Here is a 25000-nt window from a genome sequence, read left to right on the forward strand (position 1 = left end):
TCGCCGTCGTATATTAGGTTAGCTTACCCTAACTCGAGTGAACCGGTGCAGCAGCCAGGCGGCGGGGATGGTGAGCATCATGGTGACTACGAACAGGTCGATCATCGATCCGGTGTAGACCGGATGCTCCAGCACCTCGACCATGACCAGTTCCATGATGATCAGGTGGATCAGGAAGATCTCGTAGGAGATCTCGCCGAGAAAGACCATCGGGCGGCTGGCCAGAAATCGCACGTACCAACCGCGGTCGCCCAGTGCCGGCGGCGCCACCAGCAGCGCCGCGATCACCGCGTAGAACACGGTCTTGGCCAGTGCCTCGCCCAGTCCCGCCGGTGACGTCGTCGGCGCACCACCGATCGGCGTGGACACGATGAAGTAGCTCACCACCGCCAGCGGCAGGCACGCCATGGCGTAGGCCCGCACCTTCAGCTGCCTCAGCACCGTCAGCGCCATGCCCGCCACGAACCACGCCAGATACGTCGGCAGCCACAACCGAGCGCCGTCGGGCAACCCCGTGGTGTGGTGCACGATGGTCAGCCACACCGGCGACACCGCGGCCAGCGCAGCCAAGCCGACCAGCAGCAGGCCCGGCCGCCACTGCCGCCGGCACAACACCACCAGCAGCAGATATGCCAGCAGCGGCAGCGCCACGTAGAACGCGGCCTCAACCGCGAGGCTCCACATCTGGGTCAGGCCCTGGTGCAGAAACGAGAACAGATAGTTGTCGGTGTAGATCTGAGTCAACGTCAGGTTCCGGAACAACCCCACCCAGGTGTGGCCGGGATTCGGCCCGGCCGTGCGGAAGTGATACAGGAAATAGGCGATGAGCACCGTGACCACATACGCCGGCATGATGCGTCGCACCCGGTGCCAGGCGTAGCGCCGCACGGACGGCCACTCGGCGTCTTCGGAGTCGGACCGCCGACGACCATCGGAGTCGGCAGCCGCCTTCACCCACGGCCGGAAGAGCAGAAAACCACTCAGCACAAAGAAGATCGGCACGCCGATCTCGGCCCGCGAGTACACCAGCCCTAGGTAGCCCTGCCCGTACTTGCCCGTGGTGTACGCCGCGTGGGTGAGCACCACCAGCATCGCGGCGACCGCACGGATACCGGTCAGCGAGGCCACGCGATCGGTGGTGGAAACCGAAACCGATTCCAGCCCACCCTGGTCGGGTAGCCCCTTGACGCCCTTCGACAGCGTCACTTGGCCTTCCGGTGGGGTCTGGATGCACCGCCTTGACGGTCGCGGTCCCGACGCTGGGGACGGTCCGGCTGGAGATCGATCAGCACACCCTGGATGCGGGTGTTCTCCAACGCCTTGAACACGCTGTGCGGCAGCTTCGCGGGCAGTTCGACGAGCGAATGGTCGACCCGGATCGAGATGTGCCCGAAGTCGCTGCGGTGCAGGCCGCCTTCGTTGGCGATGGCGCCGACGATGGCCCCGGGAGCGACCTTGTGCCGCTTGCCCACCGCGATGCGGTATGTCGCGAGATCGCTGCGAGTCTCGTGTCGTTTGCGGGGCGGGCCGTCCTCACGCGACGGCCGGTCGTCGCGCTCACGGCGCTTCTCCGGTGGCGGCTCGACCATCAGGAACGCCTCGCCGTCACGCGATTGCAGTGCCAGCGCCGCGGCGATGTCGGCGAGCGGCACGTTGTTGTCGCGCTCGTAGTCCTCGATCAGCCGGCGGAACAGCTCGATGCCGGGCGCGCTGAGCCCGTCGGTGATGGAATCGCGGAACTTCACAACCCGCTGTGCGTTGACGTCGTCGACGCTGGGCAGCTCGGACTCGACGAGTTTGGACCGGGTGTGCTTCTCGATCGACTTGAGCAGATGCCGTTCCCGCGGCGTCACGAACAGCAGTGCGGCACCCGAACGCCCGGCCCGTCCGGTGCGGCCGATCCGGTGCACGTAGGACTCGACGTCGTGTGGGATGTCGTAGTTGACCACGTGGCTGATGCGCTCCACGTCCAGCCCGCGGGCGGCCACGTCCGTCGCGATCAGGATGTCGAGCTTGCCGTCCTTGAGCGAGGCGATGGTGCGTTCGCGCTGAGCCTGAGCGATGTCGCCGTTGATGGCTGCCGCCGAGAAACCACGCGCCTTGAGCCGCTCGGCGACCTCCTCGGTGGCCTGCTTGGTGCGGACGAAAACGATCATCGCGTCGAACGGTTCGACCTCAAGGACGCGGGTGAGCGCATCGAGCTTGCGCGGGCCGGCCACCTGGATGAAGCGCTGCGAGATGTTCTCGGCCGTGGCGGTTTTCGCCTTGACCGTGACCTCGACCGGATCATGCAGGTACTTGCTGGTGATCTTGCGGATAGCCGGCGGCATGGTCGCCGAGAACAACGCGACCTGCTTGTACTCGGGGGTGTCGGCGAGGATGCGTTCGACATCCTCGGCGAAGCCCATCTGGAGCATCTCGTCGGCCTCGTCGAGCACGAGGTAGTCCAGGTGGGACAGGTCCAGCCGGCCCTTCTCCAGGTGATCGATCACCCGGCCCGGGGTGCCCACGACCACCTGCGCACCGCGCTTGAGCCCCGCGAGCTGCGGCCCGTACGACGAGCCTCCGTAGATCGCCAGCACGTTCACGTCGGGCAGATGCGCACCGTAGCGGCCGAACGCCTCGGCCACCTGCAGTGCCAACTCGCGCGTCGGCGCCAGTACCAGAGCCTGGGTGGCCCTGCTGGAAGTGTCCAACTTGGACAGGATCGGGATGGCGAAGGCCGCTGTCTTGCCGGTGCCGGTCTGCGCCAGGCCGACGACGTCGGAGCCGGCCAGCATCGGTGGAATGGTGGCGGCCTGGATCGCCGAAGGCGACTCGTAACCGACGTCGGCGACAGCCTGCAGCACCGCTGGGTGAATCTGCAGGTCGGCAAAGGTCGGTTCGGTGTCTGCGGTATCCGAATCTGGCGAGGTCATCGGGACAGAGTCTAGTGCCAGTCGGCGGCCGAGCCGCCGCGCCTGCCCGATCCGCCGCAACGATCAGGGTAGGTTGCCCAACTGTGAAAGAGATCTTGATGATCTCGGCGGCTGTGCTCGTGGTGGCGGGATGCGGTTCGGGGGATTCCACCGTCTCCAAAACACCGGAACCGTCCGCGAATCCGGCCCCGACAACCGCCCCGGCGACCACGACTGAAGCACCGTCGACGCCGACGGTCGCAGCCCCGGATCCGTGCGCGGTCAACCTCGCCGCCCCCGAGATCGCCAGGGCGGTATCCGAACTCCCCCGCGATCCGCGCAGCAATCAGGCCTGGAGCCCGGAGCCGATGGCCGGCAACTACAACGAATGCGCGCAGTTGTCGGCCGTCATCGTGCGGGCCAACACCAACGCACCCAATCCGAACACCCGCGCCGTGCTGTTCCACCTCGGCAAGTTCATCCCGACCGGGGTTCCCGACACCTACGGATTCAACGGGATCGACAAGACCACGAGCACCGGCGACACCGTGGCCCTGCAGTACTCGGGTGGCCTCCACGGGCTGGCCAGCGTCGTGAAGTTCCGGTGGAACGGCAACGGCGTGGAGCTCATGGGCAATACCTGAGTACGGACTTTCTCTCTTTCTCCGCGAAATAGCCTTGATGGTCGCTTAAGCCACGCCTGCGCAGCCATGGCTTCATTTTGACGCGGCTTGTCGGATCCCGTGACCACGATCGCGGCATGGGGACGATATTCGTAGGCAGCCAAGCGGTAGCACGAGGCGAACTGACCAGGGGCCGCTTGAGGGCTGCGTAACGGTCGATATATCCCGACATTTACCAACCGCGGATGGCCGAGCCATCGCTCTATGCCAATACAGTCGGCGCCTGGCTGTGGTCGGGTCAGCGTGCCGTGATCACCGGTCGAGCCGCGGCCGCGCTACACGGCGCCGAATATGTCGACAAGGACTCCCCCATCGAACTCATCTGGCGAAACAACCGTCCGCCGCGCGGCATCGTCACGCACAACGACCGGCTCAGCGACCACGAGGTGGTCGAGATCAACGGAATGGCAGTCACCGCCATCCCGCGAACTGCACTGGACCTCGGCCGTTATCTGCCACGGGAGGCGGCGGTGGCTCATCTCGACGCGCTGGCACGAACCACCGGTCTGGGCTCTGAACACGTGCAACCGCTCGTCGAGCACTATCGAGGTGCGCGTGGAGTACGCCGTGCGCGGGAGGCACTCACCCTGCTGGACGCCGGCGCCCAATCACCGAAAGAAACCTGGCTCCGCCTGCTGGTGATGGATGCCGGATATCCGCGGCCACAGACCCAGATTCCGGTGCTCGAGCCCGACGGCTTCCCGTTCGCCTACCTCGACATGGGCTGGGAGGACATGATGATCGGGTTGGAGTACGACGGAGAGCAGCATCAGGCCGAACGGGGCCGCTATGTGTGGGACGAAAAGCGGTTACGGAGGGTGCGGCGCCAGGGGTGGCTACACATTCGCGTGATCAAGGAGGACCGTCCGCGCGACATCCTCAGTCGGGTGCGTGAAGCATGGACTCGCCGCGAGCGTGAAGCCATGGCCGCTTCGACGGCGGCGTAACAACCCTCCACGCTGTTTCGCGCCAACACGACTGTCGGACCACCCACCTACAGTGACAACGTGTTCGTCACCGAGGGCCGCCGGGAAGGTCGGACGGTCATCTACAGCGCCTCGGACCTCGCAGCGGCCGCGCGTTGCGAATACGCGTTGCTGCGCTCGTTCGACGCCCGGCTCGGGTGGGGTCCGGCGCTTTCCGGTGATGACGAATTGCTGGCTCGCACCGCCCAACTCGGCGACGAGCACGAGCAGCGTCACCTCGACGAGCTGCGCTCCGACACTTCTGTGACGGTGATCGGCAGGCCCGCCTACACAGTTGCGGGGCTGACTGCCGCCGCCGAACAGACCCTCGATGCCGTACGTCGCCGCGCTCCCGTGATCTATCAGGCCGCGATGTTCGACGGCCGATTCGCCGGCTTCGCCGACTTCTTGGTGTTGACCGGATCTGGGGCCGACGAACGCTACAAGTTGCGCGACACCAAACTGGCCCGCTCGGTGAAGGTCGAGGCGCTGCTGCAACTCGCGGCCTATCACCAGAGCCTGACCGCCGCGGGTGTGCCGGTCGACGACGAGGTCGAGCTGGTGCTGGGAGACAGCGCCGTCGCGTCCTACCCGGTCGACGAACTGCTCGGTGTGTACCGACCGCGCCGCGCTGCCCTGCAGCGCCTGCTCGACGAGCACCTGGCTGCCGGCCGGCCGGTCAGTTGGGACGACGATGTCCGGGCATGCTTCCGCTGCCCGGAGTGCGCTGAGCAGGTCGGCGCACACGACGATCTGTTGCTGGTCGCGGGCATGAGGGTGAGCCAGCGGGCCCGGCTGATCGACGCCGGCATCACCACGGTGGCCGGACTCGCCCGCCACGAGGGCCCCGTCGCCGGTCTGCATCCCCGCATCCTGACCAATCTGACGGCGCAGGCGCGGTTGCAGCGCGCCGAGCAGGTCGACGGCAAGCCGCCGTTCCAGGTGATCGACGCCCAGCCGCTGATGCAACTGCCCGACCCTGACAAGGGTGATCTGTTCTTCGATTTCGAGGGCGACCCGCTGTGGACCGACGACGGCAAGCAGTGGGGCCTGGAGTACATGTTCGGCGTGCTTGGCACCAAGGCCGAGGACTTTCACCCGCTATGGGCACACAACCGCGCCGAGGAACGCCAGGCGCTGCGCGATTTCCTCAAACTCGTGCGCCAGCGACGCAAGCGCTACCCGAACATGCACATCTACCACTACGCGGCCTACGAGAAGACGGCCCTGCTGCGGCTGGCCGGACGCTACGGCGAAGGCGAGGACGCCGTCGACGAGTTGCTCCGCAACGGCGTACTGGTCGACCTGTATCCATTGGTGCGCAAGAGCATTCGCATCGGGACGAAGAACTACAGCCTGAAATCGCTTGAACCGCTGTACATGGGAGCGCAGCTGCGCGACGGGGACGTCACCACGGCCACCGACTCCATCACCCAGTACGCAAAGTACTGCGCTCTGCGCGCCGACGAGCGCCACGATGACGCCGCGCTCGTACTCAAGGAGATCGAGGACTACAACCGGTATGACTGCGTCTCTACTCGCAACCTGCGTGACTGGCTGATCAATCGGGCCATCGAGTCGGCCGTGCCTCCTCTGGGCGCCCAACCCGTGGCCGACGGAGGCCCGACCGAGCCCGAGGACAAGCTGGCGCGCACTCTGAAACGGTTTGTCGGGTACGGCGAACGCCGCCCCGAGCAGCAGGCGGTGGCGATGATCTCGGCTGCCCGCGGCTACCACCGCCGTGAAGACAAGCCGTACTGGTGGGGGCATTTCGATCGGCTGAACCATCCGGTCGACGAATGGGCCGACAGCACCGGGGTTTTCGTCGCCGAGACGGCGACCGTCGTCACGGACTGGCACACCCCGCCCCGGGCCCGCAAACCGCAACGGCAGGTGCTGCTGCGCGGCATGCTGGCCAACGGCGAGCTGGGCCGGGAGATGTATGCGCTCTACGATCTGCAGCGCAGGGCGTTCGGATCGGTGCAGGTGCTGGACTGCGACGACCCGGCCGCGCCGACCGAGGTGCTGGTTATTGAGCGGAAACCTCAGGGCGGCCCCGTATTCGGTGAAACCCCGTTCGCATTGACGCCGGGGCCGCCGATCCGCACCACGGCGCTGCGTGAATCGATCGAAACCACGGCGACCCAGATCGCTGCGGGTCTGCCTCGGTTGCCGGCCACCGGCGTCGTCGATGTACTGCTGCGCCGGCCGCCCCGGACCCGCAGCGGCGCACCCATCCCCCACGATGACCGACGCGTCGAGGAGCAGATCACCGCGGCGCTGTTGGATCTGGACTCGTCGTACCTGGCCGTGCACGGGCCGCCCGGCACCGGCAAGACCTACACGGCCGCTGCGGTGATCGCCCGGTTGGTCAACGAACACCGCTGGCGCGTCGGCGTGGTGGCCCAATCACATGCGGTGGTGGAGAATCTCTTTCGCGATATCGTCAAGGCCGGCGTGGATGCGGCGCGCGTCGCCAAGAAAGGCCGCAGCGACGATCCGTGCTGGACCGAGCTCGACGAGAAAGACTACCCGGCGTTCATCTCTGATCACCAGGGATGCGTCATCGGCGGCACCGCATGGGATTTCGCCAACGCGGCGCGGGTGCCCCCGGGCAGCCTGGATCTGCTCGTCGTCGAAGAGGCCGGCCAATACAGCCTCGCCAACACCATCGCCGTAGCACCGGCCGCAGCCAATCTGCTGTTGCTGGGCGACCCGCAGCAGCTGCCGCAAGTCAGTGCAGGCACGCACCCCGAGCCGGTCGACACCTCGGCGCTGGGCTGGCTGGTGGGCGATCACCACACTCTGCCCGCGGAACTGGGCTACTTCCTGGACCGCTCGTATCGCATGCATCCCGCGGTGTGTGCAGCCGTGTCGCGGTTGTCCTATGCCGATCGGCTGTATTCGGTGGACACGCTGACCGGGGCCCGCCGGCTCGACGGCTATGAGCCCGGGGTGCGGCTGCTGACCGTCGAGCACGACGGCGATGCCACCGAAAGCCCGGAAGAGGCCGGTGCCATAGTCGCCGAGATCGGCCGGCTGCTCGGCTCGACATGGACCGACGAGAACGGCAGCGGTCCGCTGACGCAAGAGCAGGTGCTGGTCGTGACGCCGTACAACGCCCAGGTGGTGATGCTGCGCCGGCAGCTGGATGCCGCCGGGCTGACCGAGGTGCGGGCCGGCACAGTGGACAAGTTCCAGGGCCAGCAGGCGCCGGTGGTGTTCATCTCCATGGTTGCGTCGTCGATCGACGATGTTCCACGCGGAATCTCGTTCCTGCTCAACCGCAATCGGCTCAACGTAGCGGTGAGCCGGGCCAAGTACACCGCTGTGATCGTGCGATCCGCGGCGCTCACCGACTATCTGCCGGCCACCCCGGCAGGCGTCGTAGAGCTGGGAGCGTTCCTGGCGCTCGGCGAGCGCTAATCCCCCGGGCGCGAGTGCCTGCCGTAGGACCGGTTGTCGTCGGGGTCCCCGCCATAGTCGTTGCCGTTGACCCGCCGGTGTGCCCCGCCCGGCGGTTCCATCCGCCGGAAATGCTGCTCGGAATCGACATGAGACCCGTTGTGCGCGTAGCCGATCAGCTCATCAGACGAATTCGCCGGCATATCGGCCATGAGCTGGTCGAGAATGGCCTGCCACGGATCGTCGGCCTCGGGGCCGGCAGCGGGCGGTACCGAGGACGTCAGCGGGTCGACCGGCCGGACAACCGGCGCAGGCAGCGGCTCGGTCACCGGATCCGGTGCGGGCTCGACCACCGGCTCTTCCCACGCCACGGTGTACTCGATGTACTCGTCGTCGTCGGGGTCTTCGGGCAGGTGGTGGTTGGCCAGGCCCACCACGCGCAGGACGTCGGTCGGCTCGTCACCGAGGTCATCAATGTCACCGACGTCATCGATGTCGGCATCGTCTTCGGCATCGTCGTAGACCGCGCGGGAAACCTCACCGAAGCCGCGCAGGAACAACGCCGCAACCACCCCGAAGAGCGCGACGAACGCCGGCAGCAGCATGGACTGCGCCATCGCCGTGGCGAACGGCTCGTGCAGAAATCCCGGCAGGACCGTCGCGGCCGTCTCGGCCCGCGGCACCACCGGGGCGGGCCCCGGCATCTGCCGTGCGATCTCCCATGTCATGAAGGCCGCGATGCCGGCGCTGCCCAGTACCGACCCGACCTGCCGGGTGGCGTTGTACACACCCGAGCCGGCACCGGCGAGGCGCAGCGACAGGTTGCGGGTCGCGGTGGCGGCCAGCGGCGACCAGATGAACGCCATCCCCACGCCCACCAACACCTGCGGCAACACCAGTCGCCAGATCGGCGTGGTCGGAGTCATCTCGATCGACAGCCAGGTCAGGCCGATCGCCGTGGCGGCAAAGCCGAAACCGACCACCGGCCGCGGATGCGAGCGATCGACGATGCGGCCCACCAACGGGGCCAGCGATCCGCTGGCGATTGCCGTCGGGGCGGTCAGCAGCGCTGACTCGATCGGAGACAGCCCGCACACCGACTGCGCATAGAACATCAGCGGCAGGATCATCGCGGTCACGGCGAACCCGATGGTCGCAACCCCGACATTGGCCAGGCTGAAATCCCGATCGGTGAAGATATGCAACGGGATCAGCGGTTCGGCGGTGTTGACCGACTGCCAGTAAACGAAGCCGGCCATCGCCACGACGCCGGCGGCCAGCGTGCCCCACACCCAGGGCGCCCAGTGGTGGGAATGCCCCTCCTGCAGGGCGAACACGATGAGGAACATGCCGATGCCGGACAACGCCACGCCGAGCAGGTCGAACCGGTGCGGGGCAGTCGGCAACACCGGCACCAGCCAGATCGCCAGACCGAATCCGATGATCCCGATCGGCACGTTCACGAAGAAGATCCACTGCCAGCCCAGCCCGCCGACCAGGATGCCGCCCGCCAGCGGACCGACCAGCGTGGCCACGCCGGCCGTCGCGCCCCACACACTCATCGCCACGCCGCGCCGCGCGGGCGGGAAGATCCGGGTGATGGTCGAGAGGGTCTGGGGTGTCAGCAAAGCTGCACCGATGCCCTGCACGACCCGCGCGGCGACCAGCATCCCGATGCTGCCGGCGAGCCCGCACCACAGCGACGCCGCGGTGAAAACCGCCAGCCCCACAAGGTAGAGGTTCTTCGGACCGTACACGTCGCCGAGACGCCCCGACACCAGCAGCGGCACGGCGTAGGCCAGCAGGTAGGCGCTCGTGACCCAAATCACGCCGTCGTAGCCGGCCCCCAGGCGCTGCATGATGGTCGGGTTGGCGACGGCCACGATGGTGGCGTCGAGCAAGATCATGAAGAAGCCGACCATCATCGCCCACAACGCGTTCCACGGGTTGTGGCTGGCAGTGGGGCCCGTGAAGCGGGCGTTCAATGTCTCGGACATGTGATCAGCAAGTGCGGGCAATCGGCTCAGCGGGTGGTGATGCCCCAGCCGACGCTACGGACCCACCATCCTCCCGACAAGTCGAGGTGACGGGGGCCATCGGTCAGGCCGGTTCGATGACGGATGCCGGGATGATCCCGCCTGCCGTGTCCTCCCGCCGCGCGCCGACCATCAGCAGCGCCGACAGGGCAATCACCACGCCTGCGGTCATCACCACCGACAGTGCCAGCGCACCGTTGCCGAGCGCGCCGACCACCGGCGCGACTGCTGCGCCGAGTCCGAATTGGGCCGCGCCCAGCAGCGCCGCGGCAGTCCCGGCGGCGTCCGGATGCCGCGACAACGCGACCGCGGGAGCGTTCGGGATCACCAGTCCCATGGCCGCCAGGATGGCCAGCACCGGCAGCAGGAAGCCGGCCAGCCCGCCGATCTGTCCCACCGCGAGCCCGATGAACAACAGACCGGCCACCGACGCCGCGCTCAACGCGCTCACGGTGATCGCCACAGGGGTGAACCGCCGCAGCAGCACCACGTTGAACTGCGTCGACCCGATGAGTGCCACCGCACCCGCGGCGAACACCAGCGCAAACGCTTGCTGGTCCAGGCCGTAACGCCCCTGCAGCACGAACGGCGCGGCCGAGATGTAGGCGAACAAACCGGACATGCCGAGGGCGGCAACAAGCACCAGGATGACGAATCGGGAGTCCCGCAACAGTTCGGCGTAGGTGCCGAGGATGCTGCGGACGTGCAATGACCGCCGGTGCGCGGCCGGCAGGGTCTCGGGCAGCGCCAGCGCAGCCGTCAACAACAGGGCACCCGCCAGCACCACCAGAGCGACGAACACCCAGTGCCACGAACCCTTCAACAGCACCGCCGCGCCGAGCGAAGGCGCAAGTACCGGTGCCACACCGAGCACCAGCATGAGCCGGGACATCACAGTGGCAGCAGCCGAATCCTTGTATAGGTCACCGACGACGGCGACGGCCACCACCGACGCTGCCGCAGCACCCATGCCCTGCAGGCCTCGTGCCAAGCCGAGGGTCGTGACGTTAGGGGCGAAGACACAGAGCAGTGATGCCGCCATGTGCAGCACGATGCCCGCCATCAACGGACGCCGACGGCCCAGCGAATCCGACAGCGGGCCGACGATGAGCTGGCCCAGAGCCAGCCCGGCCAGCGTTCCCGTGAGCGTGAGTTGCGCGACCGAAGACGACACCGTGAGCTCGTCGGCGATCTTCGGCAACGCCGGCAGATACATGTCGATGGTGAGCGGACCGAGGGCAACGAGAGCGCCGAGCACCAGAATCATCCGAGTGCGGCCGGGCGGACGCGAGGAGTGATCGAACTGGCTGGCTGTCGTCTCGTCCACGTGGGGCGATGATGCCATGAAGCAGGTCAGCTACGCATTCCAATTTTTTATTCCGCCGAGCGGGTCCCCTGCTCAGCAACCGTGACCGCTGTCACTGCCGGAAACCCGACACCCGGCACTGCTCGTTCCGTAAGCGTTAGCCTGGACAGTCAGCCGATGTTTGTCGGCCCGCATGTGGGGAGGCCCCGAAGTGAGCGCTCGGTCCACCAAGAAACAGCTGCCGGCAGTCCGTGACGGCGCGGACGAGGATCCCCGTGCCGCCGCGAAGGTGCTCTCGGCGATCATCGAACGCAGCTCCCGCGTGCAGGCGCCGGCGGTGAAGGCCTACGTCGACCGGCTGCGCAGCCAGCGGCCCGACGCCGCCCCGGCCGAGATCGTCACGCGGCTGGAGAAGCACTACGTCGCCGCCGTGATGGCCAGCGGTGCCGCAGTCGGCTCGGCCGCGGCGTTTCCCGGTATCGGCACCTTGACCGCTCTTTCGGCGGTCGCCGGCGAGACCGTGGTGTTCCTCGAGGCGACGGCGGTGTTCGTCCTCGCCACCGCCGAGGTCCACGGCATTCCCGCCGACCATAAGGAGCGCCGGCGCGCGCTGGTGCTCGCGGTCCTCGTCGGTGACGACAGCAAGCATGCGATAGCCGATCTGCTGGGCTCTGGAAGAACCAGCGGCGCCTGGTTGTCCGATGGTGCGGCGACGCTGCCGCTGCCCGCGGTGACCCAACTCAATTCCAGGTTGATGCGGTTCTTCGTCAAGAAGTACACCCTCAAGCGTGGTGCCATGGCATTGGGCAAGATGCTGCCGGTCGGTGTCGGCGCCGTCGTCGGCGGCGTCGGCAATCGGCTGATGGGTAAGAAGATCATCGGCAACGCGCAGAAGGCGTTCGGCCCGCCCCCGCCACGGTGGCCCACGACTCTCCGCGTGCTGCCATCGGCCCGATCCTGAAAGCACAGACATCTGGTGGTGCCGTGGTCGCTGTCGGCTCGGAGGCGCTAGCCTTTAGACGGCGGTCAAGTAGGTCACCGCGGATAAACGAGAAGACGAGCGGCGAGCCTCCTTGCCACGGCTTGCCGAGACCAAGAATCGAGGCGAACAGCTGCCGTGACCAGTTCACCTTCACCATTCGGGCAGAACGAGTGGTTGGTCGAGGAGATGTATCGCAAGTTCCGCGAGGATCCGTCGTCTGTGGATCCGAGTTGGCACGAGTTTCTCGTCGACTACTCACCTGAGCCCACCGACACCGCACCCGCCAACGGCCAGTCCGCACCACCAACCCCCCCGGTGGCGGCATCCCCGCAAGCCGCTCCGGCCGCCCCGACTGCGCCGGTCACCTCGGCAGCGCCGGCCGCCCCGGTGACCCCGGTTCCGGCAGCCGCTGCGCCGCCGGCGGTGTCGGTGTCTGGGGCGGTCGATGGCCAGTCGCAGGTGTTGCGTGGTGCGGCGGCTGCGGTGGTGAAGAACATGAACGCCTCGCTGACGGTGCCGACGGCGACCAGTGTGCGCGCGATCCCGGCGAAGTTGATGATCGACAACCGGGTCGTGATCAACAATCACCTCAAGCGCACCCGCGGCGGCAAGATCAGCTTCACCCACCTGTTGGGCTATGCGATCGTGCAAGCCGTCAAAGCGTTCCCGAACATGAACCGGCACTTCGCCGAAATCGACGGCAAACCGAATTCGGTCACACCAGCTCACACGAATCTGGGTTTGGCCATTGATCTGCCCGGCAAAGACGGCAACCGCCAATTGGTGGTCGCGGCGATCAAGCGGTGCGAAACCATGGCGTTCGGCCAGTTCATCGCGGCCTATGAGGACATCGTGCGCCGAGCTCGCGACGGCAAGCTGACCGCCGAGGACTTCTCCGGGGTGACCATCTCGCTGACCAACCCGGGCACCATCGGCACCGTGCACTCGGTGCCACGGCTGATGGCCGGCCAGGGCGCGATCATCGGCGCCGGGGCCATGGAGTACCCGGCAGAGTTCCAGGGCGCCAGCGCCGAACGCATCAACGAGGTCGGCGTCGGCAAGCTGATCACCCTGACCTCGACCTACGACCACCGCATCATCCAGGGCGCGGAATCCGGGGATTTCCTGCGCGCCATCCACCGATTGCTGCTCGACGACGAGTTCTACGACGAGATCTTCCTCGAGCTGAGCATCCCGTATGAACCGGTGCGGTGGCGCACCGACAACCCTGACTCGATCGTCGACAAGAACGCCCGCATCATCGAGCTGATCGCCGACTACCGCAACCGCGGTCATCTCATGGCCGACATCGATCCGCTGCGGTTGGACAAGACCCGCTTCCGCTCCCACCCCGACCTCGACGTGCTGACTCACGGCCTGACCCTGTGGGATCTGGACCGGGTGTTCAAGGTCGACGGATTCGCCGGCAAGCAGTACATGAAACTGCGCGACATCCTGGGCCAGCTGCGTGACGCCTACTGCCGTCACATCGGGGTGGAGTACACCCACATCCTCGAGCCCGAGCAGCAGCGCTGGCTGCAGGAACGCATCGAGATCAAACACCCCAAGCCGACGGTCGCCGAGCAGAAATACATCCTGTCCAAACTCAACGCCGCCGAAGCGTTCGAAACCTTCCTGCAAACCAAATACGTCGGGCAGAAACGCTTCTCACTCGAAGGGGCCGAAACCGTCATCCCGATGATGGACGCCGCGATCGATCAGGCCGCAGAACACGGCCTCGACGAGGTGGTCATCGGCATGCCGCACCGCGGCCGGCTCAACGTGCTGGCCAACATCGTCGGCAAGCCCTACTCGCAGATCTTCACCGAGTTCGAAGGCAACCTCAACCCCTCTCAAGCCCACGGCTCCGGCGACGTGAAATACCACCTCGGCGCCTCCGGAAACTACATCCAGATGTTCGGCGAAAACGACATCCAGGTGTCGCTGACCGCCAACCCCAGCCATCTGGAAGCCGTCGACCCAGTACTCGAAGGGCTGGTCCGCGCCAAACAAGACCTCCTCGACGACGCCAAAGACGCCGACGGCTCCGGGCAGTACCCCGTTGTCCCGCTGATGTTGCACGGCGACGCCGCGTTCGCCGGGCAGGGCGTGGTCGCCGAAACACTCAACCTGGCCCTGCTCGACGGCTACCGCACCGGCGGCACGATCCACATCGTGGTGAACAATCAGATCGGCTTCACCACGGCGCCATCGGATTCCCGCTCCAGCGAATACTGCACCGACGTGGCGAAGATGATCGGCGCCCCGATCTTCCACGTCAACGGCGACGACCCCGAAGCCTGCGCCTGGGTCGCCCGCCTGGCGATCGACTTCCGTCAAGCGTTCGGCAAAGACGTCGTCATCGACATGCTGTGCTACCGCCGCCGCGGCCACAACGAAGGTGACGACCCGTCGATGACCCAACCGACCATGTACGACATCATCGACACCAAACGCGGCTCCCGCAAGGTCTACACCGAAGCCCTCATCGGCCGTGGCGACATCTCCATGAAAGAAGCCGAAGACGCCCTACGCGACTACCAAGGCCAGCTCGAACGCGTCTTCAACGAAGTCCGCGAACTAGAGAAACACGCCGCCGAACCCAGCGAATCCGTCGAAGCCGACCAACAAATCCCGCAACGCCTCGCCACCGCCGTGGACAAAGCACTGCTGGCCCGCATCGGCGACGCGCATCTGGCCCTGCCCGACGGGTTCACCGTGCACCCCCGCGTCAAACCCGTCCTGGAAAAACGCCGGGAAATGGCCTACGAGGGCAAAATCGACTGGGCGTTCGCCGAACTGCTCGCCCTCGGATCCCTCATCGCCGAAGGCAAACTGGTGCGCCTGTCCGGCCAGGACACCCAACGCGGCACCTTCACCCAACGCCACGCCGTCATCGTCGACCGCAAAACCGGCGAAGAATTCACCCCGCTACAACTGCTGGCCACCAACACCGACGGCACCCCCACCGGCGGCAAACTCCTGGTCTACAACTCCGCACTGTCGGAATACGCCGCCGTCGGCTTCGAGTACGGCTACTCCGTGGGCAACCCCGACGCGATGGTGTTGTGGGAGGCCCAGTTCGGCGACTTCGTCAACGGCGCCCAATCGATCATCGACGAGTTCATCTCGTCCGGCGAAGCCAAATGGGGTCAACTCTCCGACGTCGTCCTGCTCCTGCCCCACGGCCACGAAGGCCAGGGCCCCGACCACACCTCCGGGCGCATCGAACGATTCCTCCAGCTCTGGGCCGAGGGATCGATGACCATCGCGGTGCCCTCCACCCCCGCCAACTACTTCCACCTGCTGCGCCGCCACGGCCTCGACGGCATCCAACGCCCTCTGATCGTGTTCACCCCGAAGTCGATGCTGCGCAACAAGGCCGCGGTCAGCGATATCCGCGACTTCACCGAGAGCAAGTTCCGGTCGGTGCTGGAAGAACCCACCTACACCGACGGGGACGGCGACCGCGACAAGGTCCGGCGCATCGTGATGTGCAGCGGCAAGATCTACTACGACCTGGCCGCCCGCAAAGCCAAGGACCACCGTGACGACATCGCCATCGTGCGCCTCGAACAACTCGCACCATTGCCCAAACACCGCCTGGCCGAAACGCTGGACCGCTACCCCAACGCCACCGAAAAATTCTGGGTCCAAGAAGAACCCGCCAACCAAGGCGCCTGGCCCACCCTCGGCCTGACCCTCCCCGAAGTACTCCCGCAGTATTTCACCGGCATCAAACGGATCTCCCGACGCGCCATGAGCGCACCGTCATCGGGATCCACCAAGGTGCATGCCGTCGAGCAGCAGGAGATCATCGACCTCGCATTCGGATAGTCCGCGAGATCGTGGTCGCGACGCTGTTGCCGCGTCCGCGGTACTAGCAGGTGAGCACCACCGGGCCGGCGGCGGTGATCGCGACGGTGTTCTCGGTGTGGGCGGTGCGGGATCCGTCGGCCGACCGGATGGTCCAGCCGTCCCGGTCGTAAACGATGCGGTTGGTGGTGCGGGCGAGCCACGGCTCCAGCGCCAGCGTCATGCCGGCCCGCAGCCGCATGCCGCGCCCGGGTTTACCGCTGTTCGGTACGTGCGGATCTTCGTGCATGGTCCGGCCGATACCGTGGCCGCCGAATTGGAGATTGACGGAGTAGCCGTATGCCTCGACGACGGCGCCGATCGCGGCGGAGACGTCGCCGAGTCGCCCGCCGGGCCGTGCCGCAGCGGTGCCCGCCGCGAGCGCCTCCTCGGTCGCGCGGATCAGCCGCACGTCCTCATCGGCGGACGTGCCGACGATCACGGTCCGCGCCGCGTCGGCGACCCAGCCGTCGATGGACACGGCGAAATCCATGCTCACCACGTCGCCGTCGCGCAGTGTGTAGTCGAAGGGCAGTCCATGCAGTACAGCGTCGTTCACCGACAGGCAGATCACGTTGCGGAACGGACCCGACCCGAATGACGGGTCGTAGTCCCAGTAGCAGGACTGCGCACCACGACGCTTGACCATGTCACGGGCGTGGTGCTCGAGGTCGAGCAGATTCACCCCCACTTCGGCCAGCCCGGCGAGTTCGGTGAGCACCTGAGCCACGAACCGTCCGGTGGTCCGCATCTTCTCGATCTCGGCGTCAGTCTTGAGTTCGATCACATCACTACTCCTTGCTCGGTATTTAAATACCAACACTAGCGGTATACAAATACCGGCGCTACCGTGGTGACGTGGTCCGTACGCCGCTTAGCCCCGAGCAAGTCGCCGCAGGCCGCCGACTCGGCGCCGCATTGCGCGCCGCCCGGGGCGCCCGCACCCTCGAAGACATCGCGCGCGGCGCAGGAATATCCCCCGAGACACTGCGCAAGATCGAAACCGGTCGTCTGCCCTCCCCCGCATTCGGCACCATCGTCGGGCTCAGCGACGTCCTCGATCTGCCATTGGAGACCCTCGCCGAGGTGTGGCGGCCGGTGAGCGCTGCGGCTTCGTAGCTACCGTGGGAGAAATGGACTCCCCGGACTACGGATTCGACGGTGACTTCAACACGGTGTCGGCGCGCGACCAGGTCGCGATTCTCGGCGGGGTGTTTACCGCCCTGCTGGGTGCCACGGCTTTCAACCTGTCTCACGGCAGGCGCGGAACAGCTTGTCTCACAGGCGGTTCCGCCGCGCTGCTGGCAGCCACGGCGGCGTCGTTCGTGCACACCACCCGGCGCGGGAAGTTCGCGGTGTGGCGGGAGATCCTCGACGAACTGCAACTGCGCGGCGACGAGACGCTGCTCGATCTCGGGTGCGGCCGGGGAGCGGTGCTGCTCGCCGCTGCCAAACGACTGCCGAACGGTCGTGCGATCGGCGTGGACCTGTGGCGCGCCGACCAAACCGGCAACTCGCCGCAGCAGACCCACGCCAATGCTGTGCTCGAAGGGGTTGCCGAGCGGGTCGAGGTCCGTACCGGCGACATGACCGACCTTCCGTTCGATGACGCCAGCGTCGACGTCGTCGTCAGCAGCCTGGCCATTCACAACATCCCCGACCGAGTCGGCCGAGCCCGAGCGCTCGACGAAGCGATCCGGGTACTGCGCCCGGGCGGGCGGCTGGCGATCGTCGATATCTGGGACACCCGACGCCACACCGAACGGTTACGCAGCCGCGGCTGGCACGACGCGCAGCGGCGCAACCTCGGTTGGCGCATGTGGTGGGGCGGCCCGCACGTGGGAACTCACCTGGTGACCGCGACCAAGCCGGCCGACTTAGCCGGAACCGCGGGTACCGGCTAATCTCGACACCAGTCAACCGACATGAGGGAGTGGGTATGGAGGGCTTCGCCGGAAAGGTCGCCGTCGTGACGGGCGCGGGATCGGGTATCGGACAGGCACTGGCCATCGAGCTGGGCCGTTCTGGCGCCAAGCTGGCCATCAGCGACGTCGATACCGAAGGCCTGGCCGTCACCGAGGAACGGCTCAAGGCCATCGGTGCACCGGTGAAGGCAGACCGGCTCGACGTCACCGAGCGCGAAGCGTTCGAGCACTACGCCACTGCGGTCGTCGAGCATTTCGGCACGGTCAACCAGATCTACAACAACGCGGGCATCGCCTTCACCGGCGACGTCGAAGTCAGCAGCTACAAGGACATCGAGCGCGTGATGGACGTCGACTTCTGGGGCGTCGTCAACGGCACCAAGGCGTTCCTGCCGCACCTGATCGCCTCGGGCGACGGTCACATCGTCAACGTCTCCAGCCTGTTCGGGCTGTTCGCGGTGCCGGGTCAGGCCGCCTACAACTCGGCGAAGTTCGCGGTGCGCGGGTTCACCGAAGCACTGCGTCAGGAGATGGTGTTGGCCAAGCACCCGGTCAAGGTCACCGCGGTGCATCCTGGCGGCATCAAGACCGCCATCGCCCGCAACGCCACCGCGGCCGAGGGACTCGATCCCGAGGAGCTGGCGCAGTTCTTCGACAAGCGGTTGGCCAGCACGACGCCGCAGAAGGCCGCCAAGATCATCCTCGAGGCGGTCCGCAAGAATCGGGCCCGGGTGCTGGTCGGAGCCGACGCCAAGGTGCTCGACGTGATCGTCCGGATCACCGGTTCCGGCTACCAGCGGCTGTTCTCCACGGCCATGCGCCGCGTGCTGCCCTATTAGTGGCCCAGCGGATTGGCCTGCAGGAAGGCGTCGGCGACCGCGCGGGGGTCGGCACCTTCGGCCACCTGGCGGCGCATATCGGCCAGTGAGCCGGTGTCGAGGACTCCCGCGACCTCGTTGATCGCCAGGATCTGGCGTTCGGTCAGCGCATTGCGGCGGTAGAGCGGCACCAGGTTCTCGGCACGGATCATCGCCGTGCGGTCCGCGAGGACCACCACCGCGGACGGGTTGGCCGGGTCGGCCGTGGTGGTCCATGCCGCGTTGATCTTCCCGGCCGCAAGTGCGGCGAAAAGACCTGCGCGGTCGGCGAACTCGACAGGTTTCGGCATGCGGCAGGTACCGACCACGGCGGGCACGGCCGAACCTCTGACGGCGCCGGGCACCACCTTGGCGCAATTGCGGCGCAGCGCGGACAGATCTTTGCCACCCCAGGCGGCCGCGGTTGCCTCCGTCACCGCAACGGCTGGTTTGTCCTGTGCCGACATGGTGTAGTCGCCGGCGGCGACGCCCTCCGGCAGTGCCGCGAGCAGGTCACGGTAGACCTGCTCGTCGGAATGCGCCGGGGCCCCGGGCGCGAACGTCTCCAACAGCTGCCCGGTGAACCCGGGTAGGACGGTCACCGAGCCGGAGTCCAGCGCGCTCAGTGCATTCTCGGCCGGGGTCACCTCGGCGGGGCTGCCGTAATAACGCAGCGCGGCGGCGTAAAGCTGGCCGACGAGTGTCGACTCGGGCGTGGCGCCCGTCCCAACCCCGATCGGAGCCGGCGCGGGGCGGGCACTACAGCCGGCGACCACCAGGACGACCGCCAGAGCCAGCACCAATCGACGACGCACGATGGAAATCAGCCTGCTCAGGCTTTCGATGCGGCCGCCACCGCCGCAGCAACCGCCGGCCCAACCCGCGGATCGAGCGCACTGGGCACGATGTGGTCGACGGTCACGTCGTCACCGACCACCGAGAAGATCGCTTCGGCGGCGGCCACCTTCATCTTCTCGGTGATCCGCCGGGCGCCGGCGTCGAGCGCACCCCGGAACACACCCGGGAAGGCCAGCACGTTGTTGATCTGGTTGGGAAAGTCACTGCGGCCCGTCGCCACGACCGCGGCATGCTTGCGGGCGGCGTCGGGATGGATCTCCGGATCCGGATTGGACAGGGCGAACACGATGCTGCCGGGGGCCATCGTCGCGACGAGTTCCTCGGGCACGACACCCGCGGACACCCCGAGGAGCACCTCGGCGCCGTTCAGCGCCTCGGCGACGCCGCCGGTGAGCCCGCGCGGGTTGGTGCGCCCGGCCAACTCGGTCTTGAAGGAGTTCATGTCTTCCCGCCCGGAATGCACGATGCCCTGAGAATCCAGCACCGTGATATCGGTGATGCCCTTGGCCAGCATGATGTTGGTGCAGGCCACACCGGCCGCACCGGCACCCAGGACGACGACCCGCAGGGTACGCATGTCACGCTGGAGCGCCTTGGTGGCGCCCAGCAGGGCCGCGAGCACCACGATGGCGGTGCCGTGCTGGTCGTCGTGCATGACGGGGCAGTCCAGGGCCTCGACGACGCGGCGCTCGATCTCGAAACAGCGCGGCGCCGAGATGTCTTCCAGGTTGACCGCGCCGAAGGTGGGACGCAGCCGAATCAGGGTCTCCACGATCTCGTCGGGGTCCTTGGTGTCCAGCACGATCGGGATGGAGTCCAGCCCGCCGAACGACTTGAACAGCGCACTCTTGCCTTCCATGACCGGCAGTGAGGCTGCCGCGCCGATGTCGCCGAGGCCGAGCACCGCACTGCCGTCACTGACCACGGCAACCAGCCGGTTGGCCCAGGTGTACTTCGCGGCCAGGGTGCGATCCGTGGCGATAGCCCGACTGACCTGGGCCACGCCCGGGGTATAGGCGATCGACAAGGCCCGCTGGGTGTCCAGCGGCGATTTCAGCTCCACCGACAGCTTGCCGCCTTCGTGGGCGGCGAAGATCTCTGCGTCTTCGATGACGACTTGGGGAGTGCGCGTAACCGCGGAGCCCTCAGACGACGACGCGTCAGTACTTTCCGGCACCGCGCAAGGGTACTTCACAGACCAAACTCGAAGGGTCGGGTTTTCTCCTCGCGTGAGCGGCCGGTGGCAGGTTGTGCGCGTACGATTCAACCGGCCCGATCGGGTGCGGGTCACAGCTGATGGGAGGCCCAGCGAATGCCCTCGTTCCGCGCGCTACCGCCGTCACTGCTGCGTCCCGCGGCTCGGGCCAAACCCCTCGCCGCCGATGCCAAATCGATCCATGTCCCGGTCGCCAGAGCCATGGTGGACTGCGGTGTGTACTGCGACGGGGAGAGGCTGCCCGGTAAGTACACCCATGCGGCCGCCCTGGCCAAGGTGCGCGAGCTGGAGAGCGCCGGCAAGAAGGCGTTCGCGTGGGTCGGTCTGTATGAACCCGACGAGCACCAGATGCAGTCGGTCGCAGATGTTTTCGGGCTGCACGAGCTCGCGGTCGAGGATGCGGTGCACGCGCATCAGCGCCCCAAGCTGGAGCGCTACGACAAAACGTTGTTCCTCGTAATCAAGACCGTCAACTACGTGGAACACGCCTCGGTGGCCAACGCCCGCGAAATCGTCGAGACCGGCGAGATCATGATCTTCGTCGGCCCGGATTTCGTGGTGACCGTGCGCCACGGCGAGCACGGCGGGCTGGCCGACGTGCGTAAACGGCTGGACTCCTCACCGGCGATCCTGACGCTGGGCCCGTTCGCGGTGATGCACGCGATCGCCGACCACGTGGTGGACCACTACCTGCACGTTACCGATCTGATGGAAACCGACATCGACGTCATGGAGGAGAACGTCTTCTCCCCCGACACCCCGACCAACATCGAGAGCATCTACCTGCTCAAGCGAGAGGTCGTCGACCTGCGTCGCGCCGTCGGCCCGCTGACGCTGGCATTGCAGCGGCTGCTCACCGACCACAACGACCTCATCTCCGTCGAAGTGCGCCGCTACATGCGCGATGTCAACGACCACACCATCCAGGCCGCGGAACGGATCTCCAGCTACGACGAGATGCTGAGCTCGCTGGTGCAGGCGGCGCTCGGCAAGGTGGCGATGCAGCAGAACGTCGACATGCGCAAGATCTCGGCCTGGGTGGCCATCGCGGCGGTACCGACCGCGATGGCAGGGATATACGGCATGAACTTCGACAACATGCCCGAATTACATTGGGTCTGGGGCTATCCCGGCGTCCTCACCCTGATGCTGACGGTATGCCTGGTCTTGCATCGCACGTTCCGCCGGAACGACTGGCTCTGACTCAGGCCGGATTGGCCGCCCTGCGGGCCGGATTCAACACATCCACACCGTCAGCCTGCCACGCCTCACGCATGGCATCGGCACCCTTGAGCCGGACCCATGCCGCCTCGGTCGCGGTGATCGGTGTCGCCGCAAAGACATTCACGGCCGCCAGCGGGTCGGGAAGCACAATCTCGCCGATATCGCTGGGCCCCAACAGAAAAGCCGTGAACGGCGCCGCGGCGAACAACGGGGTCTCCAGATCGACCAGGGCATCGGCCTCCAGCACCAGCCCCTCGACCGCGGGCGCCGCGGCGAGTATCGCCATCGACCGGGCCAGTCCGGTCGGTGTCGGTCCGCGTAGGGAGACCATCACCTCGGCTCGCGGACCGTGGACGGGGTCGGCGACAAATTCGGTGGGGTCGAGCATCGGGTGACGCGAACAGCCCAGCGTCACATAGTGATACACCCCGTCGCGCTGAAGGTCCGGGCCGAAGCGCAGCACCTCGATACGTTCGGTGCCCAAGAAGGTGACGCTCGCGCCGACAGCGTCGGCCGTGATACCCGCGGCCGCGAAGTGCTCCTCCAACCGCGCGCGTACAACCGCCAGGACGTCGGTCACTCGTTCTTCGGCTCGGACTCTGCGGCCGGGGTCACCTCGGCGTCGTCGGCCACCTCGGTCTCAGTTTCCGGCTCCGTCTCCGGTTCGGCCACCGACTCGACTTCTGCTTCTACTTCTGCTTCCGCGGCAAGTGCAGGCGTCGCCTCGGGCTCAGCCGCGCGGGTGAGGTTCAGGCCTGAGTCGACGTCGAAGATGACCAACTTGGAGGTGTCGAACGCCAGCTCGAACTGCTCACCCGCCGTCACCTTGGAATCAGCGGAAACCCTTGCCACGAACTCGTTTTCGCCCATGCCGGAATCGGCCGTCAACTCGGCCAGCTGGGCCGCGCGGGCACCGGCGCCCTCGGTGGTGAAGTGCACGTACTTCTCCGAGCCCAGCGATTCGACGATGTCGGCACGCACCGTGAAGCTCAGTGCCCGGATCCTGGCGTACCCGTCCAGCAGCGACGCGTCTTCGAGGTGCTCGGGCCGGATACCGACAATGATGTTGTCCGGCTTGGGCGCTCGGGCCAGCAACTCGTGCACCTGCGGACTCAGCGTCACCTCACCGAACGGCAACCGCACTCCCACATCGGTGAACGTCGCCGGGAAGAAGTTCATCGCAGGTGATCCGATGAAACCCGCCACGAACAGGTTGACCGGGTTCCGGTAGAGCTCGTCGGGGGTACCGATCTGTTGCACCACGCCGGCGAGCATCACCACCACGCGGTCCCCCAGCGTCATCGCCTCGGTCTGATCGTGGGTGACGTACACCGTCGTGGTGCCCAGCCGGCTCTGCAACCGCGAGATCTCCGCGCGCATCTGAACCCGTAGTTTGGCATCCAGGTTGGAGAGCGGCTCGTCCATCAGGAATGCCTTGGGGCTACGGACAATTGCCCGCCCCATCGCTACCCGCTGACGTTGACCGCCGGACAGCTGGGCCGGTCTGCGATCCAACAGCTCGGTCAGGTCGAGGATCTTGGCGGTGTCCTCGACCTTGGCCGCAATCTCGTCCTTCTTCATCTTGGCCAGCGTGAGGGGGAAGGCGATGTTCTGGCGCACCGTCATGTGCGGGTACAGCGCGTAGGACTGGAACACCATGGCGATGTCGCGGTCCTTCGGGGCTTTCTCGTTGACCCGCTCACCGCCGATACGCAGCTCGCCCGACGAGATGTCCTCCAGACCCGCGATCATGTTCAGCGTGGTGGATTTACCGCATCCGGACGGCCCCACCAGGATGATGAATTCGCCGTCGGCGATGGTCATGGACAGTTCCTTGACGGCCTCCCGGACCCCGCCTGCGCCGTCGGGGTAACTCTTGGTCACCCGGTCCAACACAATCTCGGCCATCCAACTACCCCTTCACCGCACCGGAGGTCAGTCCAGCGACGATGCGCCGCTGGAAAATCAGGACAAAGACAATTATCGGGATGGTGATGACCATGGCGCCCGCCGCGATCGATCCGGTCGGCTCCTCGAATTGCGAACTACCGGTGAAATTCGCAATGGCCACCGGCGCCGTGATGGCCCGCTGGGTCGCGGTCAGCGAAAGAGCCAGCAGCAGGTCGTTCCACGCGAAGATGAACACCAGGATGGCCGCGGTGACGATGCCGGGCGCCGCCAGCGGGGCGATGACCCGGCGGAATGCCTGTGCCGGCGTGGCCCCGTCCATCTTCGCGGCTTTTTCCAGATCCCACGGGATCTCCCGGAAGAACGCCGAGAGCGTGTAAATGGCCAGCGGCAGCGCGAAAGTGATGTAGGGGATGATCAGGCCGGGCCAGGTGTCGAACAGGCCGAGCCGGCGTTCGATGTTGAAAAGCGGTGTCACCAAAGAGATCTGCGGGAACATCGCGATCAGCAGGGCGACACCGACCAGCAGCCGTTTACCCGGGAACACGAGCCGGGCCACCGCGTATGCCGCCATGGCGCCGACCACCACCGCGATCACTGTGGTGATCAGCCCGATACCGATCGAGTTGACCAGCGCCGAGCTGAAGATGTCGCCCGTGAAGATGCCCTTGTAGTTGGCGAAGGTGATCTGAGTGGGGATCAGCTTGCCATCCTTGACCGTTGACGTCGGCTTCAGCGACAGCGACAGGATCCACAGCACCGGAAACAGCGCGTAGAGAATCACCAGCGCATCGACGACGACCCAGCCGGTCGCGCGCCGTGCACCTACCCGTTCAGGCATTATGCTCGCTTCCTCCTCGGGCCCGGGGGCCCGCATCGTCAG

General features: G+C 66.5%; 18 protein-coding genes and 1 pseudogene. 9 read left to right on the plus strand and 10 right to left on the minus strand.

Annotated features, from left to right (window positions below):
- Positions 1–18: 18 nt before the first annotated feature.
- The gene (locus tag H276_RS0108405) at positions 19–1206 is read right to left on the minus strand and encodes an acyltransferase (protein WP_019970856.1); all 1188 of its coding nucleotides are present in this window, start codon (positions 1204–1206) and stop codon (positions 19–21) included.
- Positions 1203–2918, minus strand: coding sequence for a DEAD/DEAH box helicase (locus H276_RS0108410; RefSeq protein WP_019970857.1), 1716 nt, complete (start codon positions 2916–2918; stop codon positions 1203–1205). Before H276_RS0108410 ends, H276_RS0108405 begins: the two co-directional genes overlap by 4 nt.
- Positions 2919–3016: 98 nt before the next feature.
- Between H276_RS0108410 and H276_RS0108415 the strand changes: the two genes are divergently transcribed.
- From H276_RS0108415 to H276_RS0108425, 3 genes and pseudogenes are all read left to right on the plus strand, one after another.
- Positions 3017–3541 carry an LppP/LprE family lipoprotein gene (locus tag H276_RS0108415; RefSeq protein ID WP_369758444.1) on the plus strand — a complete coding sequence of 175 codons (525 nt, stop codon included), beginning with the start codon at positions 3017–3019 and terminating at the stop codon, positions 3539–3541.
- Between the two features lie 116 nt (positions 3542–3657).
- Positions 3658–4527: pseudogene (locus tag H276_RS0108420) on the plus strand (hypothetical protein).
- A 60-nt stretch (positions 4528–4587) separates the two neighbouring features.
- A complete protein-coding gene (locus H276_RS0108425) occupies positions 4588–7971 on the plus strand; it encodes a TM0106 family RecB-like putative nuclease (protein ID WP_019970860.1) in 3384 nt (1127 codons plus the stop codon).
- Here the strand turns inward: H276_RS0108425 and H276_RS0108430 are convergent.
- Positions 7968–9947 carry an MFS transporter gene (locus H276_RS0108430; RefSeq protein WP_019970861.1) on the minus strand — a complete coding sequence of 660 codons (1980 nt, stop codon included), beginning with the start codon at positions 9945–9947 and terminating at the stop codon, positions 7968–7970. The two genes, H276_RS0108425 and H276_RS0108430, sit on opposite strands and share 4 nt — an antisense overlap.
- Before the next feature lie 103 nt (positions 9948–10050).
- Positions 10051–11331, minus strand: coding sequence for a multidrug effflux MFS transporter (locus H276_RS0108435; protein WP_036460736.1), 1281 nt, complete (start codon positions 11329–11331; stop codon positions 10051–10053).
- A 172-nt stretch (positions 11332–11503) separates the two neighbouring features.
- Here H276_RS0108435 and H276_RS0108440 point away from each other — a divergent pair, with 172 nt between their 5' ends.
- Both H276_RS0108440 and H276_RS0108445 read left to right on the plus strand, forming a co-directional pair.
- On the plus strand, positions 11504–12253 hold the full coding sequence (locus tag H276_RS0108440) for a hypothetical protein (protein WP_019970863.1): 750 nt from the start codon (positions 11504–11506) through the stop codon (positions 12251–12253).
- Between the two features lie 156 nt (positions 12254–12409).
- Positions 12410–16111: a multifunctional oxoglutarate decarboxylase/oxoglutarate dehydrogenase thiamine pyrophosphate-binding subunit/dihydrolipoyllysine-residue succinyltransferase subunit gene (locus tag H276_RS0108445; protein ID WP_019970864.1), complete on the plus strand. Its 3702-nt coding sequence runs from the start codon at positions 12410–12412 to the stop codon at positions 16109–16111.
- A 43-nt stretch (positions 16112–16154) separates the two neighbouring features.
- On the opposite strand, the gene map is transcribed toward H276_RS0108445, so the two are convergent.
- Entirely contained in the window at positions 16155–16916 is a 762-nt protein-coding gene (gene map, locus H276_RS0108450) for a type I methionyl aminopeptidase (protein ID WP_019970865.1), read from the minus strand.
- Positions 16917–16987: 71 nt separating this feature from the next.
- Between map and H276_RS0108455 the strand changes: the two genes are divergently transcribed.
- Genes H276_RS0108455 through H276_RS0108465 form a run of 3 tightly spaced genes read left to right on the plus strand, consistent with a single transcriptional unit; the run spans position 16988 to position 18893 of the window.
- Positions 16988–17248, plus strand: a complete 261-nt coding sequence (locus tag H276_RS0108455) for a helix-turn-helix domain-containing protein (protein ID WP_019970866.1) — start codon at positions 16988–16990, stop codon at positions 17246–17248.
- A 14-nt stretch (positions 17249–17262) separates the two neighbouring features.
- Positions 17263–18033, plus strand: a complete 771-nt coding sequence (locus H276_RS0108460) for a class I SAM-dependent methyltransferase (protein WP_019970867.1) — start codon at positions 17263–17265, stop codon at positions 18031–18033.
- 35 nt (positions 18034–18068) lie between these two features.
- The gene (locus H276_RS0108465; protein ID WP_019970868.1) at positions 18069–18893 is read left to right on the plus strand and encodes an SDR family oxidoreductase; all 825 of its coding nucleotides are present in this window, start codon (positions 18069–18071) and stop codon (positions 18891–18893) included.
- Here H276_RS0108465 and H276_RS0108470 read toward each other — a convergent pair.
- Positions 18890–19726, minus strand: coding sequence for a glycine betaine ABC transporter substrate-binding protein (locus H276_RS0108470; protein WP_026356727.1), 837 nt, complete (start codon positions 19724–19726; stop codon positions 18890–18892). The two genes, H276_RS0108465 and H276_RS0108470, sit on opposite strands and share 4 nt — an antisense overlap.
- Positions 19727–19743: 17 nt before the next feature.
- The gene (locus tag H276_RS0108475; RefSeq protein ID WP_019970870.1) at positions 19744–20946 is read right to left on the minus strand and encodes an NADP-dependent malic enzyme; all 1203 of its coding nucleotides are present in this window, start codon (positions 20944–20946) and stop codon (positions 19744–19746) included.
- A gap of 135 nt (positions 20947–21081) precedes the next feature.
- Between H276_RS0108475 and corA the strand changes: the two genes are divergently transcribed.
- Positions 21082–22188 carry a magnesium/cobalt transporter CorA gene (gene corA / locus H276_RS0108480; protein WP_019970871.1) on the plus strand — a complete coding sequence of 369 codons (1107 nt, stop codon included), beginning with the start codon at positions 21082–21084 and terminating at the stop codon, positions 22186–22188.
- Position 22189: 1 nt separating this feature from the next.
- Here corA and H276_RS0108485 read toward each other — a convergent pair whose 3' ends face one another.
- Genes H276_RS0108485 through H276_RS0108495 form a run of 3 tightly spaced genes read right to left on the minus strand, consistent with a single transcriptional unit; the run spans position 22190 to position 24958 of the window.
- Entirely contained in the window at positions 22190–22789 is a 600-nt protein-coding gene (locus H276_RS0108485) for a suppressor of fused domain protein (RefSeq protein WP_019970872.1), read from the minus strand.
- Positions 22786–24117 carry an ABC transporter ATP-binding protein gene (locus H276_RS0108490; protein ID WP_019970873.1) on the minus strand — a complete coding sequence of 444 codons (1332 nt, stop codon included), beginning with the start codon at positions 24115–24117 and terminating at the stop codon, positions 22786–22788. Before H276_RS0108490 ends, H276_RS0108485 begins: the two co-directional genes overlap by 4 nt.
- A 4-nt stretch (positions 24118–24121) precedes the next feature.
- Positions 24122–24958: a carbohydrate ABC transporter permease gene (locus tag H276_RS0108495; protein ID WP_019970874.1), complete on the minus strand. Its 837-nt coding sequence runs from the start codon at positions 24956–24958 to the stop codon at positions 24122–24124.
- Positions 24959–25000: the final 42 nt, after the last annotated feature.

The sequence above is a fragment of the Mycobacterium sp. 141 genome (assembly GCF_000382405.1).
Taxonomy (GTDB): domain Bacteria; phylum Actinomycetota; class Actinomycetes; order Mycobacteriales; family Mycobacteriaceae; genus Mycobacterium.